The sequence below is a fragment of the Pseudomonas fluorescens genome, from assembly GCF_040448305.1.
Lineage (GTDB): Bacteria > Pseudomonadota > Gammaproteobacteria > Pseudomonadales > Pseudomonadaceae > Aquipseudomonas > Aquipseudomonas fluorescens_BH.
Window position 1 is genome coordinate 5,882,870 of record NZ_CP148752.1, and the last position, 21,972, is coordinate 5,904,841.

General features: G+C 58.7%; 27 protein-coding genes. 6 read left to right on the top strand and 21 right to left on the bottom strand.

Features of this window, described 5'->3' with window-relative positions; genetic code table 11:
- Positions 1-53: 53 nt before the first annotated feature.
- Genes WHX55_RS26790 through WHX55_RS26815 form a run of 6 tightly spaced genes read right to left on the bottom strand, consistent with a single transcriptional unit; the run spans position 54 to position 2,983 of the window.
- Complete coding sequence (locus tag WHX55_RS26790) at positions 54-455, bottom strand: type IV pilin protein (RefSeq protein WP_150757741.1); 402 nt, start codon at positions 453-455, stop codon at positions 54-56.
- 14 nt (positions 456-469) lie between these two features.
- The gene (locus tag WHX55_RS26795; protein ID WP_150727042.1) at positions 470-883 is read right to left on the bottom strand and encodes a hypothetical protein; all 414 of its coding nucleotides are present in this window, start codon (positions 881-883) and stop codon (positions 470-472) included.
- Positions 870-1,349 (bottom strand): PilX N-terminal domain-containing pilus assembly protein, encoded by a 480-nt coding sequence (locus tag WHX55_RS26800; protein WP_150754969.1) that lies wholly within the window; start codon positions 1,347-1,349, stop codon positions 870-872. Before WHX55_RS26800 ends, WHX55_RS26795 begins: the two co-directional genes overlap by 14 nt.
- A 10-nt stretch (positions 1,350-1,359) precedes the next feature.
- Positions 1,360-2,067 carry a prepilin-type N-terminal cleavage/methylation domain-containing protein gene (locus WHX55_RS26805; RefSeq protein ID WP_150754970.1) on the bottom strand — a complete coding sequence of 236 codons (708 nt, stop codon included), beginning with the start codon at positions 2,065-2,067 and terminating at the stop codon, positions 1,360-1,362.
- Positions 2,064-2,513 (bottom strand): type IV pilus modification protein PilV, encoded by a 450-nt coding sequence (pilV, locus tag WHX55_RS26810; protein ID WP_150754971.1) that lies wholly within the window; start codon positions 2,511-2,513, stop codon positions 2,064-2,066. Before pilV ends, WHX55_RS26805 begins: the two co-directional genes overlap by 4 nt.
- The gene (locus WHX55_RS26815; RefSeq protein ID WP_150727038.1) at positions 2,510-2,983 is read right to left on the bottom strand and encodes a GspH/FimT family protein; all 474 of its coding nucleotides are present in this window, start codon (positions 2,981-2,983) and stop codon (positions 2,510-2,512) included. Before WHX55_RS26815 ends, pilV begins: the two co-directional genes overlap by 4 nt.
- Before the next feature lie 130 nt (positions 2,984-3,113).
- On the opposite strand from WHX55_RS26815, the gene WHX55_RS26820 reads away from it, so the two are divergent.
- Positions 3,114-3,653, top strand: a complete 540-nt coding sequence (locus tag WHX55_RS26820; RefSeq protein WP_353741601.1) for a GspH/FimT family pseudopilin — start codon at positions 3,114-3,116, stop codon at positions 3,651-3,653.
- On the opposite strand, the gene ispH is transcribed toward WHX55_RS26820, so the two are convergent.
- The 6 genes from ispH to murJ form a co-directional block, all read right to left on the bottom strand.
- A complete protein-coding gene (gene ispH / locus WHX55_RS26825; RefSeq protein ID WP_150727036.1) occupies positions 3,622-4,569 on the bottom strand; it encodes a 4-hydroxy-3-methylbut-2-enyl diphosphate reductase in 948 nt (315 codons plus the stop codon). The genes WHX55_RS26820 and ispH overlap by 32 nt on opposite strands.
- Positions 4,570-4,731: 162 nt before the next feature.
- Entirely contained in the window at positions 4,732-5,169 is a 438-nt protein-coding gene (gene fkpB / locus WHX55_RS26830) for an FKBP-type peptidyl-prolyl cis-trans isomerase (protein WP_191633640.1), read from the bottom strand.
- A 7-nt stretch (positions 5,170-5,176) separates the two neighbouring features.
- The gene (lspA, locus tag WHX55_RS26835) at positions 5,177-5,689 is read right to left on the bottom strand and encodes a signal peptidase II (protein WP_150754975.1); all 513 of its coding nucleotides are present in this window, start codon (positions 5,687-5,689) and stop codon (positions 5,177-5,179) included.
- A complete protein-coding gene (ileS, locus tag WHX55_RS26840; protein WP_353741602.1) occupies positions 5,682-8,513 on the bottom strand; it encodes an isoleucine--tRNA ligase in 2,832 nt (943 codons plus the stop codon). Before ileS ends, lspA begins: the two co-directional genes overlap by 8 nt.
- A 13-nt stretch (positions 8,514-8,526) precedes the next feature.
- On the bottom strand, positions 8,527-9,465 hold the full coding sequence (gene ribF, locus WHX55_RS26845) for a bifunctional riboflavin kinase/FAD synthetase (protein WP_150727032.1): 939 nt from the start codon (positions 9,463-9,465) through the stop codon (positions 8,527-8,529).
- Between the two features lie 129 nt (positions 9,466-9,594).
- Positions 9,595-11,133, bottom strand: coding sequence for a murein biosynthesis integral membrane protein MurJ (gene murJ, locus WHX55_RS26850; RefSeq protein WP_353741603.1), 1,539 nt, complete (start codon positions 11,131-11,133; stop codon positions 9,595-9,597).
- Positions 11,134-11,385: 252 nt separating this feature from the next.
- On the opposite strand from murJ, the gene rpsT reads away from it, so the two are divergent.
- Entirely contained in the window at positions 11,386-11,664 is a 279-nt protein-coding gene (rpsT, locus tag WHX55_RS26855) for a 30S ribosomal protein S20 (protein WP_007970922.1), read from the top strand.
- A 184-nt stretch (positions 11,665-11,848) separates the two neighbouring features.
- Here rpsT and WHX55_RS26860 read toward each other — a convergent pair whose 3' ends face one another.
- The 5 genes from WHX55_RS26860 to rplU all read right to left on the bottom strand — a co-directional run bounded on the left by WHX55_RS26860 (position 11,849) and on the right by rplU (position 15,608).
- The gene (locus WHX55_RS26860) at positions 11,849-12,313 is read right to left on the bottom strand and encodes a CreA family protein (protein WP_085718443.1); all 465 of its coding nucleotides are present in this window, start codon (positions 12,311-12,313) and stop codon (positions 11,849-11,851) included.
- 12 nt (positions 12,314-12,325) lie between these two features.
- Positions 12,326-13,444, bottom strand: a complete 1,119-nt coding sequence (gene proB, locus WHX55_RS26865; protein WP_150727089.1) for a glutamate 5-kinase — start codon at positions 13,442-13,444, stop codon at positions 12,326-12,328.
- 137 nt (positions 13,445-13,581) lie between these two features.
- Complete coding sequence (cgtA, locus tag WHX55_RS26870) at positions 13,582-14,805, bottom strand: Obg family GTPase CgtA (protein WP_008052064.1); 1,224 nt, start codon at positions 14,803-14,805, stop codon at positions 13,582-13,584.
- A gap of 195 nt (positions 14,806-15,000) precedes the next feature.
- Positions 15,001-15,258: a 50S ribosomal protein L27 gene (gene rpmA, locus WHX55_RS26875; RefSeq protein ID WP_003281574.1), complete on the bottom strand. Its 258-nt coding sequence runs from the start codon at positions 15,256-15,258 to the stop codon at positions 15,001-15,003.
- Between the two features lie 35 nt (positions 15,259-15,293).
- A complete protein-coding gene (gene rplU, locus WHX55_RS26880; protein ID WP_003176051.1) occupies positions 15,294-15,608 on the bottom strand; it encodes a 50S ribosomal protein L21 in 315 nt (104 codons plus the stop codon).
- A 239-nt stretch (positions 15,609-15,847) separates the two neighbouring features.
- Between rplU and WHX55_RS26885 the strand changes: the two genes are divergently transcribed.
- The 3 genes from WHX55_RS26885 (at position 15,848) to WHX55_RS26895 (ending at position 17,824) form a co-directional block, all read left to right on the top strand.
- Positions 15,848-16,816, top strand: coding sequence for a polyprenyl synthetase family protein (locus WHX55_RS26885; RefSeq protein ID WP_150727030.1), 969 nt, complete (start codon positions 15,848-15,850; stop codon positions 16,814-16,816).
- Positions 16,817-17,019: 203 nt separating this feature from the next.
- Complete coding sequence (locus tag WHX55_RS26890) at positions 17,020-17,361, top strand: zinc ribbon domain-containing protein YjdM (RefSeq protein WP_020798653.1); 342 nt, start codon at positions 17,020-17,022, stop codon at positions 17,359-17,361.
- 205 nt (positions 17,362-17,566) lie between these two features.
- On the top strand, positions 17,567-17,824 hold the full coding sequence (locus tag WHX55_RS26895; protein WP_150727029.1) for a hypothetical protein: 258 nt from the start codon (positions 17,567-17,569) through the stop codon (positions 17,822-17,824).
- Positions 17,825-17,955: 131 nt separating this feature from the next.
- Here WHX55_RS26895 and WHX55_RS26900 read toward each other — a convergent pair whose 3' ends face one another.
- From WHX55_RS26900 to WHX55_RS26910, 3 genes are all read right to left on the bottom strand, one after another.
- Positions 17,956-18,573, bottom strand: a complete 618-nt coding sequence (locus WHX55_RS26900) for an FKBP-type peptidyl-prolyl cis-trans isomerase (RefSeq protein ID WP_008052058.1) — start codon at positions 18,571-18,573, stop codon at positions 17,956-17,958.
- Positions 18,574-18,694: 121 nt separating this feature from the next.
- Entirely contained in the window at positions 18,695-18,985 is a 291-nt protein-coding gene (locus tag WHX55_RS26905; RefSeq protein WP_150727028.1) for a DUF6482 family protein, read from the bottom strand.
- Positions 18,986-19,099: 114 nt separating this feature from the next.
- Complete coding sequence (locus tag WHX55_RS26910) at positions 19,100-19,588, bottom strand: TIGR00645 family protein (RefSeq protein WP_150727027.1); 489 nt, start codon at positions 19,586-19,588, stop codon at positions 19,100-19,102.
- Between the two features lie 171 nt (positions 19,589-19,759).
- Here WHX55_RS26910 and WHX55_RS26915 point away from each other — a divergent pair, with 171 nt between their 5' ends.
- On the top strand, positions 19,760-21,589 hold the full coding sequence (locus WHX55_RS26915) for a hypothetical protein (RefSeq protein WP_353741604.1): 1,830 nt from the start codon (positions 19,760-19,762) through the stop codon (positions 21,587-21,589).
- Between the two features lie 6 nt (positions 21,590-21,595).
- Here the strand turns inward: WHX55_RS26915 and WHX55_RS26920 are convergent, their stop codons facing one another.
- A complete protein-coding gene (locus WHX55_RS26920) occupies positions 21,596-21,937 on the bottom strand; it encodes a hypothetical protein (protein ID WP_046041767.1) in 342 nt (113 codons plus the stop codon).
- Positions 21,938-21,972 lie beyond the last annotated feature (35 nt).

A 21,972-nucleotide genomic window follows, 5' to 3' on the forward strand; every position in this document is an offset into this window, starting at 1 on the left:
CTGATCCAATCGTTAAATAGACAGAGGGTACAAAAGGCACCCGAAAAAGAAACTCAGCGCCCCCAGCAGTCTTTGCTGGTCAGGCCGGATTTCGCGTTGACCATACCGAGCACACCGGTGTTGGTGATGGTCAGATCACCGCACTTGTCGGTGGCCATGCTCGAGTCAGCCTTGCGCACCGCGGTCAGCAGAAAGGCCTGGTCGGTCAGGGTCGGTGTGATGCTGTAGTAATCATTGCCGGCACTGAGGCCCGTCGCATCGGTGTAGGCATTTTTCTGCGAGTAGAAGCGCTCCAGCAGCTGCGCCTGCTCCGAGAGCAAACCGGCTACTTCTGCGCGACGGCCCTTGTTCATGTACTCGGTGAGACTTGGGGCAGCAATGGTCATGACAATACCGATGATCGCAATCACGATCATGATTTCGATCAGGGTAAAACCGCGGTTGGAACTACGCATGCATCAATTCTCACTCACTGTATTTGTCGCCACATGATGCGACGGCTGCCGCCGGATTTTTCCATCCCCGCAGTACCGTCGCCAGTGGAATCGTTCACGGCCCCGCCATTGTCGCTGGCGTCCTGGGTCGAATGTTCTCCGATAAAGATCACGCCATCGGATAGCGTGTCGCTGTTGTCGACCACTCCATCGGCGTTGCTGTCGAGCATCTTAACGCTGATCGCCTCGGGCAGCTTCAGGCAGACGGCCTTCAACCCCTGATTGCTGTGGTAAAAGCCGTACCAGTTGCCATTGGCCAGACAGGTTGGCCGGTTCAGCGCTGGCGAATCCACTGATGTGGCAGCGTGCACCGACACCGACAGGTTAAGCGCGACGACGACACCAAATAGTTGTAACCATAACCTGACAGGTCGCTCAGTACTTCGCATAGATGCTCTCCACCACACTGCGCGAATGCCCCGCGATGCCGACTGCCGTTACCCGATACAAGGTTGCCGGGGTATTGATTGGCACATTCACCGCATTTCGGCTGACTCCGATGTTTTGCACGCCATAAAAGCCCTTGCCCGATGCAATCCAGGTCACTCCGGAAGAGGCGTTGAAACCGCCAGCGGTAATAGTCGAAGACTCGGAGGGTGGCGCACATTGCACGATGCCGCTGCAAACAGGTAGTGCATAGCTGTCCCGCTGCACTGTACCCTCGCCCACCCGCAACGCGGCTTCGGCACTCTGGAACGACTGGTTTCGCAAGGTGACGCTACCGGCCATTTTTTCCTGCAGGGTGGCGCTCTGCATTGATGAAAGGCCAATCAGCGTCAGTAGGAGCAAGAACACCAGACTGACCAACAGCGCCATGCCGCGTTGGGCGTAATACGTCATGGGAGAACGATTCATTGGCACTCCCTCATGGCAAGCGGTTGCGCAGTGCGGCAACCACGTTGAAGGTTTGATCGGCCACCCGGTGGTTCGGATCGAAGAGAGTCAGGCTCAGGCGAACGCTACGAATCAGCGCGGGGTCCGGCGGGTTGCTGCTGTAGCGGGAAGCAGCCAGGTCAGTGGCCGTGCTGGCCAGGCCGAAGCTCACGTCGAAAGCGCTGACGTTGTCCACCAATATCTGGTCTGCTGCGGCCCCGCCTTTCATCAGCAGTTGGTTGTTGCTGAAGCTGTAAATCAGCCGCCGGACCGGAAAGGCCAGTTGCCCTGCCACTGGCATCCGACCTTTACTGTAGGCCGTCGAATGGGTTCTACAATCGGAAAGTACGGTCCAGTCCGGTTCGCTGCCATTGCCGCCAACATCCGTCGTAACCAGTGTCAACTTGCGGCCACCGTTGTCCCAGCGGATCGGTACTAGCTGACTGGCATGAAAATCACCTTTCTTACTTGAATCGGTGATCGCTTCCAGGCAACCGAACATCCCGACCATGCGGACTTCCTGAATCATTTTGCTCAACACGAAACGTGCGTCCTCCTGCATGTTCGCGGCGGCATTCTGGCTGAGATAAGTGTTCTTGGCCGCAATGAAAACCTGCACCACGCCCAGCACCACGATCAGGCTCAATGCCAGGGCGATCAGCAACTCGACCAGGCTGAACCCCCTGCTGCGGCGACTCACGGGATCACCACCGGATCAATGGCCGCGCGACTGCTCAGGACGAAACTGCGCCGAGAGTCGGCAGCCTTCGCAGCCCGTGAGTCGTCCCAGGTAATTGTGATGGTGTACACCTGCTGATTGACGCTGACACTACCCGTCGCGGTGGCGCCGAGTGAACTGACAATGTTGGCGTTGAAGTCAAACAGGTCTTGATCCCGGGTAACGTCGGGGTTGCCCGAAGCCGGCGGCGCAATGGTGTAGTCCGCAGCGGCGTTGGCGCGAATGCGGTCCATCATGTCGTAGGCGATAAAGCTGGCCTGACTGATCATGCGCGCGCTGTCCGTGTACTTCAGCGCATTGAGCTGAAACGCCGCCGCCCCCAACAAGCCCACTCCCAGAATGACTAATGCCACCAGGACTTCGACCAGCGTCACACCTTCCTGCGTACGTTTGCTCCATGCCCTCATCCGCAACTTCCACCCAATAGAATTCGTCCGTTCAAACACACTGTCAGCGTCCTGCTTTGTGCTCCCCGCCCATAGCTGATCAGCACCTCTGTGGACGGTGATGACAATCCGCCCAGGCTGTTGAAATCGATGGCCGTGACGCCAGAGGTTAGCGCCAGAGTTGCGCCGCTGCTCATCGGCGGAACAACCCGTAATACATTGGCCAAAGCGCCAGTACCGTCGTAAACCGCCAGCTCCCCACTCCAGACATCCCCACCCGCCGCTGGGCGCACCCGTGTGGTATTACCCCGATCGATGGCTTCGAGCCGGGCAAAATTCAAGGCTCGTCGCAGGTCAGCTATTTCGGTGTCAGCCCTGGTTGTTTGCGCCGAGCGGGTAAACGCCGGGACGGCCATAGTCAGCAGAATCAGAAGGATCGCGAGCGCGACCAGCAACTCGATCAGCGTGAAACCTTTTGTAGGATGATCCATCGGGGCCTTCTGTTTCCTTCGGCTATACCTGCTCTTGCGCGGCACAACATTCGAGCGATGCCGTGCGTTTGCGTTGCCATTTCTCGTGCAGGGATTGCGTGAGCCACAGCACGCCACGGAGGGAGATGTTATGCGGCAACAAGGCTTCAGCCTGATCGAACTGCTCATGGGACTGGCAATTACCGGAATTGTTCTGCATTTGGTCAGTCCGGCGTTCGCAACGCTGGTCGAGTCGAACCAAAGACAACAAGCGGCACAGGCTCTTTCCAGTGGTATTCGCACTGCCCGCAGCGAAGCCATCGTCCGCAACCAGGCCGTGGTGATTCACGGCATCAATGGCGATTGGAGCCAAGGCTGGAGGATCATTCTGGATATCAGCGGCAAGGGGGAGATGGACAGCGACAATCCACTGCTGGCCGAACGCCAGAGCAGAGCACGCCTGTCGATTGTGGGGAACAGTACGGTCGAAAGCTCAATACGCTTCAGAGGTCAGGGCGAGTCACTGTTTGGAGGGACGCTACACGTTTGCGCTGTTCGCGAACCAGTCAGCCAACATCAAGTGGTGTTGGCCCGGACCGGTCGCGTCAGCCTGCGTAGCGACAAGGCTGAGCATCCGTTATGCGAAAAAAGGAGAAAACTCAGGTCAACGAGCGAACGCGCAGTTCTTTAGGCATCGAGAACGTGATGTTCTCCTCGCGACCGGCCAGCTCATCGGCACCGGTGGCACCCCAGGCCTGCAACTGCTGGATCACGCCGCGCACCAGGACTTCCGGGGCGGATGCGCCAGCGGTGATGCCGATACGCTCGACGCCGTCGAACCAGCTCTTTTGCAGGTCTTCGGCACCGTCGATCAGGTAGGCCGGCGTGGACATGCGTTCTGCCAATTCGCGCAAGCGATTGGAGTTGGAGCTGTTCGGGCTGCCGACCACCAGCACCACGTCGCACTCGTCGGCCAGTTGCTTGACCGCGTCCTGACGGTTTTGCGTGGCGTAGCAAATGTCGTCCTTGCGCGGTCCACCGATGGCCGGAAAGCGCGAACGCAGAGCGTCGATAACACGGCTGGTATCGTCCATCGACAAGGTGGTCTGGGTCACGAAGGCGAGCTTTTCAGGGTTCCTTACCTGCAACGCCGCGACATCTTTCTCGTCTTCGACCAGGTAGATCGCGCCACCACTGCCAGCATCGTACTGGCCCATGGTGCCTTCGACTTCCGGGTGACCGGCGTGGCCGATGAGAATGCACTCTCGGCCGTCACGGCTATAACGCGCCACTTCGATGTGGACTTTGGTCACCAGCGGGCAGGTGGCGTCGAACACTTTCAGCCCACGACCAGCCGCTTCGCTGCGCACGGCCTGGGAAACGCCGTGGGCACTGAAGATCACGATGACGTCGTCCGGCACCTGGTCCAGCTCTTCGACGAAAATCGCACCACGGGAGCGCAGGTCTTCGACGACAAATTTGTTGTGGACCACTTCGTGGCGCACATAGATCGGCGGCCCGAAGACTTCCAGGGCGCGGTTGACGATTTCGATCGCCCGGTCCACGCCGGCGCAGAAGCCACGGGGGTTGGCGAGTTTGATTTGCATGCTGTGCCTCGTGTCTTGCGCGCAAGAAATATCGAAAACAGAGAAAAACCAGTGTGGGAGCGGGCTTGCTCGCGAAGGCGTCATCACATCCAACATTCTTGCTGACTGACACACCGCTTTCGCGAGCAAGCCCGCTCCCACATTTTGACCGTGCTCGGTCAGTTACAGTGCTTTGACGGAAATGATTTCCACGTCAAAGGTCAACGTCTTGCCCGCCAGCGGGTGGTTGAAGTCGACGGTCACTTGCGCGTCATCCAACTCTTTCACCACGCCCGGCAATTCAGTATTGGCCGCATCGTTGAAGATCACCAGCAAGCCAGGCGACAGTTCCATGTCCTGGAACTGGGAGCGCGGGATGATCTGCACGTTTTGCGGGTTGGACTGGCCGAAAGCGTTTTCCGGCTCGATGCTCAGCGTACGCTTGTCACCGGCCTTGAAACCGAACAGGGCCGCTTCGAATCCTGGCAACAGGTTGCCATCACCAACCTTGAAGGTTGCCGGGGCTTTATCGAAGGTGCTGTCCACTGTGTCGCCGTTCTCCAGGCGCAATGCGAAATGCAAGGTGACTTCCGTGTTCTGGCCGATGCGTTGCTCAGCCAATACCTGTTCAGTCATGAACGGTTTCTCCGGTCTTTTTACTTTTGAACATATCCAGTGCCAGCATGACAGCGCCTACAGTGATCGCACTGTCGGCAAAGTTGAACGCCGGGAAATACCAGCGGTTCTGCCAATGCACCAGAATGAAATCGATCACATGGCCCAGGGCAATGCGGTCGTACAGATTGCCCAGCGCACCGCCGAGCACCAGTGCCAGCGCAACCGCCAGCCAGGTTTCGTTGCGCCCCAGACGCTTGAGCCACACCACCAGCACCACACTGACCACGACCGCGATCAACGCGAACAGCCAGCGCTGCCAGCCGGAGCTGTCAGCCAGGAAGCTGAACGCCGCGCCAGTGTTGTAGGCCAGGGTCCAGCTGAAGTAATCGGGGATGATTACGATCTGCTGGTACATCTGGAGCTTGCCTTCGAAGTAGAACTTGCTGGCCTGGTCGATGACCAAAACCAGCAAACTCAACCAGAGCCAGCTCAGCCGTCCGAAACGGCCAACGGCATTAGGCATAGTGACGGACCTCGCCAGAGCCGCTGATGTTATCCACGCAACGACCACAGATTTCCGGATGCTCCGGGTTCACGCCGACGTCTTCACGGCAGTGCCAGCAACGGGCGCACTTGGCGTGGCTCGACTTGACGATCTTCAGCTTCAGGCCGCTGACTTCGGTGACCACGGCATCGGCTGGTGCCTGCACCAATGGCGCAACACTGGCGGTCGACGTGATCAGCACGAAGCGCAGTTCGTTGCTCAGCTTGGCCAAGTCCGCGGTCAGCGCGTCTTCGGCGAACAGCGTCACTTCGGCCTGCAGGTTGCCACCGACAGCCTTGGCTGCACGCTGGATTTCCATTTCCTTGTTGACCGCGACCTTGACCGCCATGATCCGGTCCCAGTAAGCGCGATCCAGCTCGAAGCCTTGCGGCAATTCGGTCAGGCCTTCGTACCAGGTGTTGAGCATGACGGACTCGTTACGCTCGCCCGGCAGGTACTGCCACAGTTCGTCGGCGGTGAACGCCAGGATCGGCGCAATCCAGCGCACCAACGCCTCGGAGATGTGGAACAGCGCGGTCTGGCACGAACGGCGGGCCTTGCTGTCGGCGCCAGTGGTGTACTGACGGTCCTTGATGATGTCGAGATAGAAACCGCCCAGCTCCTGCACGCAGAAGTTGTGGATCTTCGAGTATACGTTCCAGAAGCGGTATTCGCCGTAGTGCTCTTGCAGCTCGCGTTGCAGCAGCAGAGTACGGTCTACGGCCCAACGGTCCAGAGCCAGCATTTCTTCGGCCGGCAGCAGATCGGTGGCCGGGTTGAAGCCGGTCAGGTTCGAAAGCAGGAAGCGCGCGGTGTTACGTATACGCCGATAGGCGTCCGCACTGCGTTGCAGGATCTGCTCGGAAACCGCCATTTCGCCTGAATAGTCGGTCGAAGCGACCCACAGACGCATGATGTCGGCGCCCAGGGTGTCGTTGACTTTCTGTGGCGCAATCACGTTGCCCAAGGATTTGGACATCTTGCGGCCGGACTCGTCGACCGTGAAGCCGTGAGTCAGCAGTTCGCGATACGGTGCGTGGTTGTCGATGGCGCAACCGGTCAGCAGCGACGAGTGGAACCAGCCACGGTGTTGGTCCGAGCCTTCCAGGTACAGGTCGGCGCGCGGGCCGGTTTCGTGGCCCATCGGGTGCGAACCGCGCAGGACGTGCCAGTGCGTGGTGCCCGAGTCGAACCAGACATCCAGGGTGTCGCTGATCTTGTCGTACTGCGGCGCTTCATCGCCCAGCAACTCGGCGGCGTCCAGCTTGAACCAGGCCTCGATGCCTTCGACTTCAACGCGCTTGGCGACTTCTTCCATCAGCTCGACGGTGCGAGGGTGCAGCTCGCCGCTTTCCTTGTTCAGGAAGAACGGGATCGGCACGCCCCAGTTGCGCTGACGGGAAATGCACCAGTCCGGACGATTGGCAATCATCGAGTGCAGGCGCGCCTGGCCCCAGGCCGGAACGAACTGGGTTTCTTCGATGGCTTTGAGCGAGCGCTGACGCAGGGTGTCGCCGGTGGTCGGCTGCTTGTCCATGCCGATGAACCACTGCGCGGTGGCGCGATAGATCAGCGGGGTCTTGTGGCGCCAGCAGTGCATGTAGCTGTGTTCGATGATGGTGGTGTGCAGCAGCGCACCGACTTCGGTCAGCTTGTCGACGATGGCCGGGTTGGCCTTCCAGATGAACTGGCCGCCGAAGAATTCCAGCGACGGTACGTAAACGCCGTTGCTTTGTACCGGATTGAGGATGTCATCGTTGACCATGCCGTACTTCTTGCAGGTCACGAAGTCGTCCACGCCATAGGCCGGAGCGGAGTGAACCACACCGGTGCCAGCGCCCAGTTCAACGTAGTCGGCCAGGTAAACCGGCGACAGACGGTCGTAGAACGGGTGACGGAAGTTGATCAGTTCCAGCGCTTTACCGGTGGTGGTCGCAATGACCGAACCTTCCAGCGAGTAGCGCGCCAGGCACGACTCGACCAGCTCTTCAGCCAGCACCAGCAGCTTGTCGCCGACGTCGACCAGGGCGTAGTTGAATTCCGGGTGAACGTTCAGCGCCTGGTTGGCCGGGATGGTCCACGGGGTGGTGGTCCAGATCACGATCGAGGCAGGCTTGGCCAGCGATGGCAGACCGAAGGCGGCAGCCAGCTTGGCTTCATCGGCAATCGGGAACGCCACGTCGATGGTCGAGGACTTCTTGTTCTCGTATTCGACTTCCGCTTCGGCCAGGGCCGAACCGCAGTCAAAGCACCAGTTCACAGGCTTGAGGCCCTTGAACACAAAACCGCCCTTGACGATTTCGGCCAAGGCACGGATTTCACCGGCCTCGTTCTTGAAGTCCATGGTCTTGTACGGATTGGCGAAGTCGCCCAGCACGCCGAGGCGAATGAACTCGGACTTCTGCCCTTCGATCTGCTCGGTGGCATAGGCCCGGCACAGTTCGCGGGTCTTGTCCGCACCCAGGTTCTTGCCGTGGGTCACTTCGACTTTGTGCTCGATCGGCAGGCCGTGGCAGTCCCAGCCCGGGACATAAGGCGCGTCGAAGCCCGACAGGGTCTTCGAGCGGATGATCATGTCCTTGAGAATCTTGTTCAGCGCATGACCGATGTGAATCGAGCCGTTGGCGTACGGAGGGCCGTCGTGCAATACGAACTTCGGACGATCCTTGCCAATCTCGCGCAACTTTCCGTACAGGCCAATGCTGTCCCAGCGCTGCAGAATCTGCGGTTCGCGCTGGGGCAGGCCGGCCTTCATTGGGAAGGCGGTGTCCGGAAGGTTTAGCGTGGCTTTATAGTCGGTCATTTAAGGCTCTTCATTAGCGATGGGCGCTAGGTGCGGCTAGTGCACGGGCGGCGGCGACATCCGCGTTGATCGCCGTTTTCAACGCCTCCAGAGAGGCGAAACGCTGCTCTTCACGCAGCTTGTGGTGGAAAACCACCGTTAAACGCCGGTCATACAGATCGCCGGCAAAATCTAAAAGATGCACTTCCAGGTGGGCTTTGCCATCACCTTGAACCGTGGGCCGCACGCCAATGTTGGCGACGCCGGGCCAGGTCTTGCCGTCGATCTCGACATCCACCAGGTAAACCCCGGTGAACGGCACGCGACGACGCTTGAGTTGTATGTTGGCGGTGCGCGTACCCAACTGCCGCGCGAGCTTCTGGCCATGCAATACGCGACCGGCAATTCGGTACGGCCGCCCGAGCAGGCGTTCGGCCAGGGCGAAATCAGCGGCAGCCAGGGCGTTGCGGACCTGTGTGCTGCTGACCCGGATGCCATCCAGCTCGACGGTTTGCGCCGCTTCGACGGTAAAACCCTGAACGATGCCGGCCTGTTGCAGGAAATCGAAATCTCCCGCGCGATCACAGCCGAAACGGAAGTCGTCCCCGACCTCCAGGTGCTGGACGCCAAGGCCATCCACCAGAATCGTATCGACGAACTCGCTGGCGCTGAGCTTGCTCAGGCGCTGGTTGAACGCCAGGCACAGAACACGGTCGACGCCTTCTGCGGCCAACAATTGCAGCTTGTCCCGCAGGCGGGCCAGACGGGCCGGCGCGGTGTCCGGAGCAAAGAACTCTCGCGGCTGCGGCTCGAAAATCACCACGCAACTGGGCACACCCAACTCGAGCGCGCGCTCACGCAGCCGCGCCAGGATAGCCTGGTGGCCACGGTGCACACCGTCAAAGTTGCCAATAGTGGCGACACAGCCCCGATGCTGGGGGCGCAGATTGTGGAGGCCTCGAACCAGCTGCATAACGCGCTTCTTGCTCATAAAGTGGTCGATTATAACCACACCCGGCGGCCGACGACAGGCAACACCGTAACCCAAAGTGATCGAGCCGACAAAACCGCCGGCTCGCCCGTGTATATCAAGGCCAGAACCTCAGCCCAGCGCCTTGCGATTGAAGTCGCGCAAACGGAAGCCCATCAACACTAACATGCCGAAATAAGCCACCACACCCGCCGCCACCAATGCCCCCAGACGCAAGAAGCGTTCGAGCATATGCCCCTGTTCCCAGGCCGGCATGAAGTGCATCGTACCCAACAGTACCGCGGACATCACTGCCACCGCGACCAGCAACTTCAAAGTGAACTTCGCCCAGCCCGGCTGCGGCTGGTACATCTGCTGCTTGCGCAGTTGATAGAACAGCAACCCGGCATTGAGACAGGCGCCGGCACTGATCGCCAAGGCCAGGCCCGCGTGAGCCAGGGGGCCGATCAGCATCAAATTGAACAACTGGGTGATCACCAGGGTGAAAATCGCAATTTTTACCGGTGTACGGATGTTTTGTTGCGCATAAAAGCCAGGGGCCAGCACTTTGACCACAATAATTCCGAGCAACCCGACCGAGTAGGCGATCAGGGCACGCTGGGTCATCGATGCATCAAACGCATTGAACTGGCCGTACTGGAACAAAGAAACCGTCAGCGGCTCAGCCAGAATCCCCAATGCCAGGGAGCAAGGCAGCACCAATACGAAGCACAGGCGCAGGCCCCAGTCGAGGATGCGCGAATACTCGTGACGATCCTTGTTGGCGTAGGTCTTGGCCAGGGTCGGCAGCAGAATCGTCCCCAGCGCCACGCCCAACACGCCGGACGGCAGCTCCATCAAACGGTCGGCGTAATACATCCACGACACGGAACCGGCAACCAGGAACGAAGCGAAGATAGTGTTGATGATCAGCGAAATCTGGCTCACCGAGACACCGAGGATGGCTGGCAGCATTTGCTTCATTACACGCCAGACGCCGGTGTCGCGCAGGTTCAGGCGCGGCAGTACCAGCATGCCGATCTTTTTCAGGTGCGGCAGCTGATAGAGCAACTGCGCCAGGCCGCCGACCAGTACCGCCCAGCCGAGCGCCATTACGGGCGGATCGAAGTACGGCGTCAGAAACACCGCAAATATGATCATGCTGACATTGAGCAGGGTCGGCACGAAGGCTGGCACCGAAAAGCGGTTCCAGGTGTTGAGGATCGCGCCGGCCAGCGACGACAGGGAAATCAGCAGGATGTAGGGAAAGGTCACCCGCAGCAGGCTGGACGTCAGTTCGAATTTTTCGGGCGTGTCAGTGAAACCCGGCGCGGTCACCCAGATGACCCACGGCGCGGCGATCATGCCCAACGCCGTGACCAGCGCCAGCACCAGCGTCAACAGGCCCGAGACGTAGGCAATGAACGTACGCGTCGCCTCTTCACCCTTCTGGCTTTTATATTCGGCAAGAATTGGCACGAACGCCTGGGAAAACGCCCCTTCGGCAAATATCCGCCGCAGCAAATTGGGCAGTTTGAAGGCGATAAAGAAGGCGTCGGTCGCCATTCCTGCGCCAAATGCGCGCGCAATGAGGGTGTCCCGAACAAATCCCAAAATCCGGGAAAGCATCGTGATAGAGCTGACGGCGGCCAACGATTTGAGCAGATTCATGGAAAGAGTTTGTGCCTGTCGATAAACAGCAGGCGAACTACGCGCCTACTTATGCGATACTCCGCGCCGCAACAGCACAGAGCCAAAGCTCGCGAGTTTACAGGTCGCACGCTGGAAAGAAATCTCCAAGCTTGCTTCACCTACCACTTAGCGGAACGTCTCAACCGCCCTTGACAAGACCTCAACTCATCGGCATGATTCGCGGCCTATTTTGTTTGCTATTTCCTAAAAAGTCTTTCGAGGAGCTCGACGGTGGCCAACTCACCTTCCGCCAAAAAACGTGCAAAACAGGCTGAGAAGCGTCGCAGCCACAACGCCAGCCTGCGTTCCATGGTTCGTACCTACATCAAGAATGTAGTTAAGGCCATCGACGCAAAAGACGCTGCCAAAGCTCAAGCCGCTTACGTTCTGGCTGTGCCAGTTATCGACCGTATGGCCGATAAAGGCATCATCCACAAGAACAAGGCCGCTCGTCATAAGAGCCGCCTGAATGGCCACGTCAAGGCCCTGAACGTTGCCGCTGCTGCCTAAGCGACTCGTTCATTAAAAAACCGACCTCAGGGTCGGTTTTTTATTGCCTGCGATTTGATGGACCTGACGCAAAAAAATGTGGGAGCGAGCCTGCTCGCGAAGAGGCCATGCCAGTCAACATTGATGCTGAATGGCACACCGTTTTCGCGAGCAGGCTCGCTCCCACAGCTCGACTTACATCAGACTATTGAGCGCTCGCCCACGGCAAAATCGGAATCGCCGTCACCGCATTCTGCGGACTGCCCTCGATCAAGCGATCGCTATACACCAGATACACCAGCGTATTACGCTTCTTGTCGAGAAAGCGCACCACCTGCATGGTCTTGAACACCAGGGACGTGCGCTCCTTGAACACCTCGTCACCATCCTTGAGCTCACCCTTGAAGCTGATCGGCCCGACCTGCCGGCAAGCGATAGACGCTTCAGCACGATCCTCGGCCAAACCAAGACCACCTTTCACCCCACCAGTCTTGGCGCGCGACAGATAGCAGGTCACGCCGTCGACCTTGGGGTCATCAAAGGCCTCGACCACGATCCGGTCATTCGGCCCGACAAACTTGAACACCGTCGACACCTGGCCAATCTCTTCGGCCGAAGCCAGCAGTGGCATCGCCAGCAGCAATCCCAACAATCCTTTTGCCACACGCATTCAGGTATTCCTTCAAACCAGGATCAGGTTATCGCGGTGAACCAGTTCCGGTTCCGCCATGTAACCCAACAGACCGACAATCGCCTCAGACGACTGACCGATGATTTTTTGCGCTTCCAGCGCACTGTAGTTGGCCAGGCCACGGGCAATCTCACGACCGTCCGGCGCCACGCAGACCACCATCTCACCGCGACGGAAGCTGCCCTGCACCAATTTGACGCCTACCGGTAGCAAGCTCTTGTTGCCTTGGGACAACGCGATCACCGCACCAGCATCCAGCACCAGGGTGCCACGGGTTTGCAGATGACCGGCCAGCCACTGCTTGCGTGCCGCCAGCATGCCGCGCTCCGGCGACAGCAAGGTGCCGATGCGTTCGCCCGCCTTGAGGCGGTCCAGCACACGCTCGATGCGCCCACCAACGATGATGGTGTGAGCACCGGAACGGGCCGCCAGGCGCGCAGCACGCAATTTGGTCTGCATGCCACCACGACCCAGCGCACCACCAGTGCCGCCCGCCACCGCGTCGAGCGCCGGATCATCGGCGCGCGCCTCGTAAATCAGCTGGGCATCCGGATTGTTGCGCGGGTCGGCATCGAACATGCCGTCGCGATCCGTCAGGATCACCAGCAAATCCGCCTCGACCAGGTTCGCCACCAGCGCTGCCAGGGTGTCGTTGTCGCCAAAACGGATTTCGTCGGTGACCACGGTGTCATTTTCGTTGATGACCGGAATGACTTTGAGCTCGACCAATGCGCGCAGGGTACTGCGGGCATTCAGGTAACGCTTGCGGTCGGACAGGTCATCGTGGGTCAGGAGAATCTGCGCGGTATGCCGGCCATGCTCGGCAAAGCTCGACTCCCAGGCCTGCACCAACCCCATCTGGCCGATTGCGGCGGCAGCCTGAAGTTCGTGCATCGCACTGGGTCGCGAGGTCCAGCCCAAACGGCTCATGCCGGCCGCCACCGCCCCGGAGGACACCAGCACCAGCTCGACACCCGCCTCATGCAAGGCCACCATCTGTTCAACCCAGACACCCATTGCCGCGCGATCCAGGCCTTTGCCGTCCGCCGTCAGCAAAGCGCTGCCGATCTTCACGACCCAACGCTGCGCACCTGTCACCTTGCTCCGCATCATCTTCAACCTTAGCTTGAGGGCAGCGCGACCTAGCACTGCCCGTGACGTTATTCGTGGTTATTCGTGACCAACAATCGATTTCCAGATACTAAAACGCCGCTCGATTGAGCGGCGCTTAAGTTTATCGCAACGAATCAGTCACGCACGTAAATGATTTCCGGACCGTCTTCGTCATCCACATCTTCTTCGTCCCAATCATCGTCGCCGATGTCGTGGACCGACTTCACGCCACTGCGACGCAGGGCACGCTTGTCATCCAGCGCCTGCAGTTGCGCGCGAGCTTCGTCTTCGATGCGCTGATCGAGATCGGCCAACTCTTCCTTGTAAGCCGGATCATTGGCCAGGCGATCAGCACGATCTTCCATGTAACGCATGATGTCGTGGCACAGACGCTCGGTACCGAGCTTGGAGATGGCCGAGATCACGTAGACCGGACCCGTCCATTCCAGGCGATCAACGATTTCCTTGACGCGCGCATCGTGCTCTTCATCAAGGATCTGGTCGCACTTGTTCAGGACCAGCCAGCGATCACGCTCCGCCAGGGACGGGCTGAACTTGATCAGCTCGTTGACGATCACTTCAGCGGCATCCGGTGCGCTGGCGTCATCCAGCGGCGCCATATCCACGAGGTGCAGCAGCAGACGCGTACGCGCCAAGTGCTTGAGGAAGCGAATACCCAGACCAGCACCCTCGGAAGCACCCTCGATCAAGCCCGGAATATCGGCAATGACGAAGCTCTTCCAGCGATCGACGCTGACCACACCCAGGTTCGGCACCAGCGTGGTGAACGGGTAGTCGGCAACTTTCGGCTTGGCAGCCGAAACCGAACGGATAAAGGTACTTTTACCGGCGTTCGGCAAACCCAGCAGACCTACGTCAGCCAGCACTTTCATTTCCAGCTTCAGGTCGCGCTGCTCACCCGGCTTGCCCGGAGTGGTCTGGCGCGGCGCACGGTTGGTACTGGATTTGAAACGGGTGTTGCCCAGACCGTGCCAGCCGCCCTGCACTACCATCAACTTCTGACCGGCCTTGGTCAGGTCGCCGATGACTTCCTGAGTCGCGGAGTCGATCACCGTGGTGCCGACCGGAACGCGCAGGATCAGGTCTTCACCCTTCTTGCCGGTGCAGTCGGTGCTGCCGCCGTTGGAGCCGCGCTCGGCATCGAAGTGCCGGGTGTAACGGTAGTCCACCAGGGTGTTGAGGTTTTCGTCGGCCATCATGTAGATGGAACCGCCGTCACCGCCATCACCGCCGTTCGGGCCACCGTTCTCGATAAATTTTTCCCGACGGAAACTCATGGCGCCATTGCCGCCATCACCAGCCTTTACGCGAATCGATACTTCATCAACAAACTTCATAACAAACGCCTCTCGCCATACGGACGAGCCGAAAAACAATCAAGACATAAGACTCTTGCAAAAATGAGCGCAGCGACCCTAAACCACGACACCTACATCGTACGCCGACAGCCCATACAAACAGCTTTGCAAGAGACTCACCCCACAAACGAAAAAGCCCCGTCGCGAGACAGGGCTTTTCCAGCGATCGCGCAATTAAGCTGCGACTACGCTCACGTAACGACGACCGAAGGCGCCTTTTACTTCGAACTTGATCACGCCTTCGACTTTAGCGAAGAGGGTGTGATCTTTACCCATGCCAACGCCGTAGCCAGCGTGGAATTGGGTGCCGCGCTGACGCACGATGATGTTGCCTGCTTTGATAGCCTGGCCGCCATACATCTTCACGCCAAGGCGTTTGGCTTCTGAGTCGCGACCGTTACGGGTACTACCACCAGCTTTTTTGTGTGCCATGAGTTCAATTCTCCTAGTGAGGAATTAGGCTGTAATTAAGCCTGAATACCGGTGATTTTGATCTCGGTGTACCACTGGCGGTGGCCCATACGCTTCATGTGGTGCTTACGGCGACGGAACTTGATGATGCGGACTTTATCGTGACGACCTTGGGAGATCACTTCAGCCACAACGGTAGCGCCAGCAACAACTGGAGCGCCGATATTCACGTCGTCACCATTGGCAACCAATAGAACGCGATCAAAGGTAACGGATTCGCCGGTAGCGATTTCCAGTTTTTCGATCTTCAGGTATTCACCTGGGGCGACTTTGTACTGCTTGCCGCCAGTAACGATTACTGCATAAGACATGGTATTTCTCCGATAATCCTGCTCACCCAGCTCTTTATAAGAAGAGGTATTGGCTGGCATGGCTGCATGGGGCTGGAGGCCCGCTTGCAATTGCGTAAGGCAGGTGCTGCCCAGGAAGTTCAGGGTGCGCGATTGTACGCAAGGCACGAGCGCCTTGCAAGGGGCCGTCCATCGCGCCTTGACAGGCCCGGACGCGGGTCCTAGCATGCCGCGCAACCCTTCTGGAGCGACTGTCGCTGATGCAACCCCAAGCTTTCTACCGCGCGGTGGCGGACGATTTTAGCGCCGTCGACGGCATCATCAAGAAGCAGCTGACTTCGCGCGTGCCGCTTGTATCGAAAATCGGCGATTACATCACCTCGGCCGGCGGTAAACGCCTGCGTCCTTTATTGGTGCTGCTGTGTGGCAAGGCCCTGGGTCGCGAAGGCGATGACCTGCGCCTGCTGGCCGCGACCATCGAGTTTTTGCACACCGCTACCCTGTTGCATGACGATGTGGTCGACATGTCCGGCATGCGCCGTGGCCGCTCGACCGCCAACGCCATGTGGGGCAACGCGCCAAGCGTGCTGGTGGGTGATTTCCTGTATTCGCGCTCCTTCGAAATGATGGTCGAGCTGGGCTCGATGCCAGTGATGAAGATCCTTTCGCAAGCCACGCGCATCATCGCTGAAGGCGAAGTGTTGCAGCTGTCGAAGGTTCGTGACGCCAGCACCACCGAAGAAACCTACATGGAAGTCATCCGCGGCAAGACCGCGATGCTCTTCGAAGCCTCGACCCACAGTGCTGCAGCCCTGTGCGAAGCCTCGCCGGAACAGGCCGAAGCCCTGCGTACTTTCGGTGATCACCTGGGCGTGGCCTTCCAGCTGGTCGACGACCTGCTCGATTACAAAGGCGACGCCGAAACCCTGGGCAAGAACGTCGGTGACGATCTGGCCGAAGGCAAGCCGACCCTGCCGCTGATCTACACCATGCGCGAAGGTACGCCTGAACAGGCCGCCCTGGTGCGCAAGGCGATCCAGAAAGGCGGAATTGAAGATCTGGAAAGCATCCGCGAAGCCGTGGAAGCCTCGGGCTCGCTGGATTACACCGCGCAACTGGCCCGTGACTATGTGGCCCGCGCGATCAAGTGCCTCGAAGCGCTGCCTGCCAGCGAATATCGCGATGCACTGGTTGAACTGAGTGAGTTCGCGGTCGCGCGTACGCACTGACAACACTGCAAAACCCTGTGGGAGCGAGCTTGCTCGCGATTGCGATCTGATAGTCGACTGTGATGTTGACTGACACACCGCCATCGCGAGCAGGCTCGCTCCCACAGGTTTGTTCCCCACAGGTTTTCCTGCGCTGTGCCCTCTTCCTCCTAAAACCCTATACAATGTGCGCTTTTTAGCGATCCTGAATCCAAGGAGCCTTAGTGAGCACGTTGCCACCCTGCCCAAAATGCAATTCCGAATACACCTATGAAGACGGCGCCCAGCTGATCTGCCCCGAGTGCGCCCACGAATGGTCCGCCAGCGGTGAGGCCGAAGCTGTGTCCGATGACGCAGTGAAAAAGGATTCGGTCGGCAACGTCCTGCAGGACGGCGACACCATCACCGTGATCAAGGACCTCAAGGTCAAGGGTACGTCTTTGGTGGTCAAGGTCGGCACCAAGGTCAAGAACATCCGCCTGTGCGATGGCGATCACGACATCGATTGCAAGATCGACGGCATCGGCCCGATGAAACTCAAGTCCGAGTTCGTCAGAAAAGTCTGAACCTGCTGTTGTCCATCCCGCGCCCGGCGTGGGATGGCGCATCACCCTCCCCCGTTTCGCCCAGTAAATCCTCGCAATAGCCAAACGCCAGTCGTTTTGACCTGACGCAATCTTTACCCGGAAAAAAGCGCAAACCGCCAATAGGCCCTTGCTATTTATTGAATAGGAATTATTCTCATAAAACCCCTCAGTGGAGATGAGAACCATGACTTATTTGATCGATGCCTGGCTGGACCGCCCACACCCTTACCTCAGGATCCTGCATCGGGAAACCGGGGAAGTCTGTGCGGTGCTGGAAGAGGAAGCCTTGAGCGAACTGCAGGACCAGGGTGATCTTGACCTCAATGGCCTGAGTTCCAGCGAGCCGGTGGTGCTCAAGGAACTGGTGCGTAATCTGTTTCTGTTCTGCTATGCCCGGGCGTTGCGCCCGACGAGTGAATTGCACAACAAGATCGAACTATGAGCGACACCCAAAAAACTGTGGGAGCCAGCCTGCTGGCGATGGTATCAACGCGGTCTTGAAGAAAAAACCGGTCACCCCTATCGCCAGCAGGCTGGCTCCCACATCAGCCTGTCATGCAGACAGGCCGGGTATTACAGAACGTCAAGCAACTCGACGTCGAACACCAGTACGCTGTGCGGCGGGATACTGCCAACGCCTTGAGCGCCGTAAGCCAGTTCGCTCGGCACGTACAGGCGCCATTTGCTGCCGGCGTTCATCAGTTGCAGGGCTTCGGTCCAGCCGGCGATCACGCCGCCGACCGGGAATTCTGCAGGCTCGCCGCGCTCGTAGGAGCTGTCGAACACAGTGCCGTCGATCAGGGTGCCGTGGTAGTGAGTACGCACGGAGTCTTCACGGGATGGCTTGGCGCCTTCGCCAGCGGTCAGCACTTCGAACTGCAGGCCGGAAGCCAGAGTGGTGATGCCGTCACGCTTGGCGTTTTCAGCCAGGAAGGCCAGGCCTTCGCCAGCAGCCGCTTCAGCCTTGGCTGCAGCTTCGGCCTGCATGATTTCGCGGATGACTTTGAAGCTGGCGGACATTTCTTCCTGGCCCACACGGCTTGGCTTGCCGGCGAATGCGTCGGTCAGACCTGCCAGGATCGCGTCCAGGCTTACGCCCGGTGGCGGGTTGTCGCGCAGTTGATCGCCCAGCTGACGGCCAATACCGTAGCTGACGCGGGTTTCGTCGGTGGACAGATTTACTTCGGACATGACACTACTCCGCTGTGCGGACGGCTCGGGAACTTGCCATGCGTGCACAGCGCGTCCCGGAGCGCCCGGAACCAAAAGGGCCAGCAGACTAGCACAGATGTCATGCCATTGATGAGGGACGTCAGGCGATCGGCACCTTCAGGTTTTCCTCGACATCGGCAACCAACCCACACATTTCGTCATGCACGACCGTGTGCACGAGGTTGAAGTGCAACTTGGGAAAGGAGCGCAGCACATCGCGGGCATGCTCCACCGAACGCAGGCTCATCATGTGCCCGTGCGTATCGCTCAAGGGATACGCCGTGCCATGCATCCGCGCCTCCAGCAGGTAGATGCCGCCCTCCATCGAGATCAGGTTCAGCTCGTCCACCTTCCCGGCGATGGCATACGCATTCAACTCTTGCAGGTTCATGAGCGCACCTCACGCAGTAGCGAGCCTCTTTACAGGGATAGGCTTCAGCGCATCAAAGCACAAGCCACAAACGACGCCGCCCGTCTGGTTTGCAACCCGCAATGGAAGTTGAAATCAGTGCTTGGTGAGTTTATCCAGGTAACCCATGGCAAATGCCGAGATCACGAAGGTCATGTGGATGATCACGTACCACTGCAGATGTTCAGGATCAACGTTCTTGGCGTCCATGAAGATGCGCAGCAGGTGAATGGACGAGATCGCCACGATCGACGCGGCCACTTTCATCTTCAGCGACGAAGAGTCCATGGTGCCCAGCCAGTTGAGCTTTTCCTTGCTGTCGTCGATGTCCAGTTGCGAGACGAAGTTCTCGTAGCCGGAAATCATCACCATCACCAGCAAACCGCCCACCAGCGCCATGTCGATCAGTGACAGCAGCACCAGGATCAAGTCCGATTCGGCCATCGAAAACACGTTTGGGATGACGTGGAAGACTTCCTGGAAGAATTTCAGTGCCAGCGCCAACAGCCCGAGGGACAGGCCGAAATAGATCGGCGCCAGCAGCCAGCGCGAGGCGTACATTGTATTTTCGATAAAGCGTTCCATTGAATCTCACATGTTGGTCTGAAAATGGCCGCGAGTATACCAGCCACCCGTCTATACCCAGAAGCAGCCAGAAACCGTCGAAAAATCCGCCACCTGCGCCTGTGTATCAAAGTTTTTCTGCTAGTGTCCAAATCATTGACTGCTCAGCGATGTCGGACAGGAAGACTGGAAATGGATGTGCGATTGCCTTTGACGAGTGCCGGAATTTTCCTGGCGCTGCTGCTGAGCGGCTGCTCACCCAGCGATGAAAAGCGCCAGCTCAGCCTCGAAGAAAAAACCGCGCTGTTCGAAAAATCGCTGGACGCCATCCAGGATCCGAAGCTCAAGGATGCCGTGTCAGAGCTGGGCGGCTCACTGCTGCTGCTCGAACGCGCGCAACTCAAGCTCGACAGCAAGCCGGTGGAAACCGAATACGGCGAAGACGCCCTCGCCATGCTCAAGCACTACCCGACCCCGCAGGCTCTGGTCGATACCTACATCAACGGGTTGTTCGTGCTGCAAAAGGACTCCGGCTCCGACTACCTGACCGATCTGCAGCCAGTGTTCCCCTTCACTTTCAGCGTTCCTGCCGCGTTTTTGTTTCCCCACGGCCTGGAATGGCAGTCGGTCACGCTAAGCAACAAACGGGTGATTCCATTCCAGCCGGAATGGTCGGAAACCGACCCCGGCATTCAGCTCAGCCCATCGAGCTCCAACCTGACCAACCCCGATGACCTGACCTTGGCCTACCCCTTCATCGAAGGCCTCGACATCGACCGAAAGCAGCAACCGCAACCGGTGAGCCTGCAAGGCAAAGTCGAAGTCATCGCGCCACGCCGCCTCTACAGCTTCGACCTGACGAAAAAGGACGTAGGCCAGACCCGCACCAATGACAACCTGAGCGTCACCCTGCTCACATTGACGAACAACTACGCGGAAATCGAATACAACAACAGCGCGCCGCTGGCCCCTGAAGTCAGTGATACACCGCTGAACCCGCTGATCGTCCAGGCCAAAGACAGCACCGGGCAATTTATCTCGCGCGCCGGCTCAATCAATGAAACCTCGGTACAAATTGCCTTCTATCAGCAGCAGCTGGCCAAGATGCAGCAGCAGAAGAGCTGGAGCGAGGCCCTGGAAAAACAGCTCGACGAAGAACAACGCAACTTTGAGAAACAGCAGGCTCGACATTATTCGAAGGTGTACTTCAACGGGACGATCGAAACCCTCGAAGTCAGCATGCTGGATTTTTCCGCCGTCACGGCCACCCGAAAGAACCTCGACCTTCCGATCCGGCGTTTCGATGCCAATACCACGGCCAAGTCCATCCAGCCCTTGAACCTGCCCGTGGTGGTCTATGACGACCAGGCGGTGGGCTGGCTGAAAGGAGCAACGCTGAGTGAGGAGCAACTGAAAAAGAACGTCAACATCAGTCAGTCGGTCGACGACCCCAGCGCTGCGCGAATCGAGTTCACTCACCTGCGCACCTTTAACGATGAACTGCTCGGCACCTCGTTCAACCCCGGTGAAAGTCCGGTGAGTTTCTTTACCGAAGACGCTGCTGGCAAACGCGACGAACCGATCGAACTGCCACCAGAGGCGTACCAGATTGACCCTCTGCGCGGCACCATCACTTACGATCTGAATCTGTTTCCGCAAACCCCAGCCTATGCAGTGGGCTCCATGCCGCTGTTCCTGGCCACGGTCGAAAAGAAAACCGTCGATGCCCGTCAAATGCCCAAAGGCCTCGCGCTCAAGGACAACGCACTGGTGGTGGACCTGAAGGCATTCCCCGCCCAGGACTGGCGCTTTTTCGCCAAGGACGACAGCGGTAATTACTTGAAGGAGATTCTATCGGTCAGTCATGACGCGAGCGCACAAGGTCCGGCGCAGTTTGCCGTGCATTACTTCTACGGGCAGCCTACGCGCCTGGAAACCTATCAGCGCACTGACCTCGACACCGTGCAATATGGTTTCGAGGTCAAACTCGACAAGGCCGACATGACGCGCCTTGATCAATAGTGCGACTCAGTGCTCGGGGTGAAACTCGAAACCGCCCATGTTCCGGCAGCGACCACCGTTGATTTCCCGTAGCTGGGCTTGCAGATGCAGGCACCAGATTTGCGGATCGTCGGCCAACTCGTAGCCGTGCAAGGTCAGGCTTTCAACGATGGTGTCGAGGATTGATTCAGCGACGAATGGACCGTGAAACGGGCCTTGGGCCTTGATGGCCGAAGGTTGTTCACCGGCCATTCCGGCGGCGAACAGCAGAGTCCACATGCCCGTATCTCCCGCCAATGGACGGATGGAGCACTCGATACGGGTCACAAGGCCCAGGCATTGACGGGTGAGGCAGAGGTTGCGCGACATGGCGGCGACCCTCGGTAGATCCGGTATTCAGCCCC

Coding starts and splice junctions, on each gene's coding strand:
- pilV (WP_150754971.1), bottom strand. CDS start 2,513: ATGAGGGCATGGAGCAAACGTACGCAGGAAGGTGTGACGCTGGTCGAA.
- ileS (WP_353741602.1), bottom strand. CDS start 8,513: ATGACCGACTATAAAGCCACGCTAAACCTTCCGGACACCGCCTTCCCA.
- WHX55_RS26905 (WP_150727028.1), bottom strand. CDS start 18,985: ATGAACCTGCAAGAGTTGAATGCGTATGCCATCGCCGGGAAGGTGGAC.
- WHX55_RS26820 (WP_353741601.1), top strand. CDS start 3,114: ATGCGGCAACAAGGCTTCAGCCTGATCGAACTGCTCATGGGACTGGCA.
- rpmA (WP_003281574.1), bottom strand. CDS start 15,258: ATGGCACACAAAAAAGCTGGTGGTAGTACCCGTAACGGTCGCGACTCA.
- WHX55_RS26920 (WP_046041767.1), bottom strand. CDS start 21,937: ATGTCGCGCAACCTCTGCCTCACCCGTCAATGCCTGGGCCTTGTGACC.
- WHX55_RS26790 (WP_150757741.1), bottom strand. CDS start 455: ATGCGTAGTTCCAACCGCGGTTTTACCCTGATCGAAATCATGATCGTG.
- WHX55_RS26915 (WP_353741604.1), top strand. CDS start 19,760: ATGGATGTGCGATTGCCTTTGACGAGTGCCGGAATTTTCCTGGCGCTG.
- proB (WP_150727089.1), bottom strand. CDS start 13,444: ATGCGGAGCAAGGTGACAGGTGCGCAGCGTTGGGTCGTGAAGATCGGC.
- ribF (WP_150727032.1), bottom strand. CDS start 9,465: ATGCAGCTGGTTCGAGGCCTCCACAATCTGCGCCCCCAGCATCGGGGC.
- cgtA (WP_008052064.1), bottom strand. CDS start 14,805: ATGAAGTTTGTTGATGAAGTATCGATTCGCGTAAAGGCTGGTGATGGC.
- ispH (WP_150727036.1), bottom strand. CDS start 4,569: ATGCAAATCAAACTCGCCAACCCCCGTGGCTTCTGCGCCGGCGTGGAC.
- lspA (WP_150754975.1), bottom strand. CDS start 5,689: ATGCCTAATGCCGTTGGCCGTTTCGGACGGCTGAGCTGGCTCTGGTTG.
- WHX55_RS26900 (WP_008052058.1), bottom strand. CDS start 18,573: ATGTCCGAAGTAAATCTGTCCACCGACGAAACCCGCGTCAGCTACGGT.
- WHX55_RS26800 (WP_150754969.1), bottom strand. CDS start 1,349: ATGAATCGTTCTCCCATGACGTATTACGCCCAACGCGGCATGGCGCTG.
- WHX55_RS26885 (WP_150727030.1), top strand. CDS start 15,848: ATGCAACCCCAAGCTTTCTACCGCGCGGTGGCGGACGATTTTAGCGCC.
- WHX55_RS26860 (WP_085718443.1), bottom strand. CDS start 12,313: ATGCGTGTGGCAAAAGGATTGTTGGGATTGCTGCTGGCGATGCCACTG.
- WHX55_RS26895 (WP_150727029.1), top strand. CDS start 17,567: ATGACTTATTTGATCGATGCCTGGCTGGACCGCCCACACCCTTACCTC.
- murJ (WP_353741603.1), bottom strand. CDS start 11,133: ATGAATCTGCTCAAATCGTTGGCCGCCGTCAGCTCTATCACGATGCTT.
- WHX55_RS26795 (WP_150727042.1), bottom strand. CDS start 883: ATGCGAAGTACTGAGCGACCTGTCAGGTTATGGTTACAACTATTTGGT.
- rplU (WP_003176051.1), bottom strand. CDS start 15,608: ATGTCTTATGCAGTAATCGTTACTGGCGGCAAGCAGTACAAAGTCGCC.
- WHX55_RS26815 (WP_150727038.1), bottom strand. CDS start 2,983: ATGGATCATCCTACAAAAGGTTTCACGCTGATCGAGTTGCTGGTCGCG.
- WHX55_RS26910 (WP_150727027.1), bottom strand. CDS start 19,588: ATGGAACGCTTTATCGAAAATACAATGTACGCCTCGCGCTGGCTGCTG.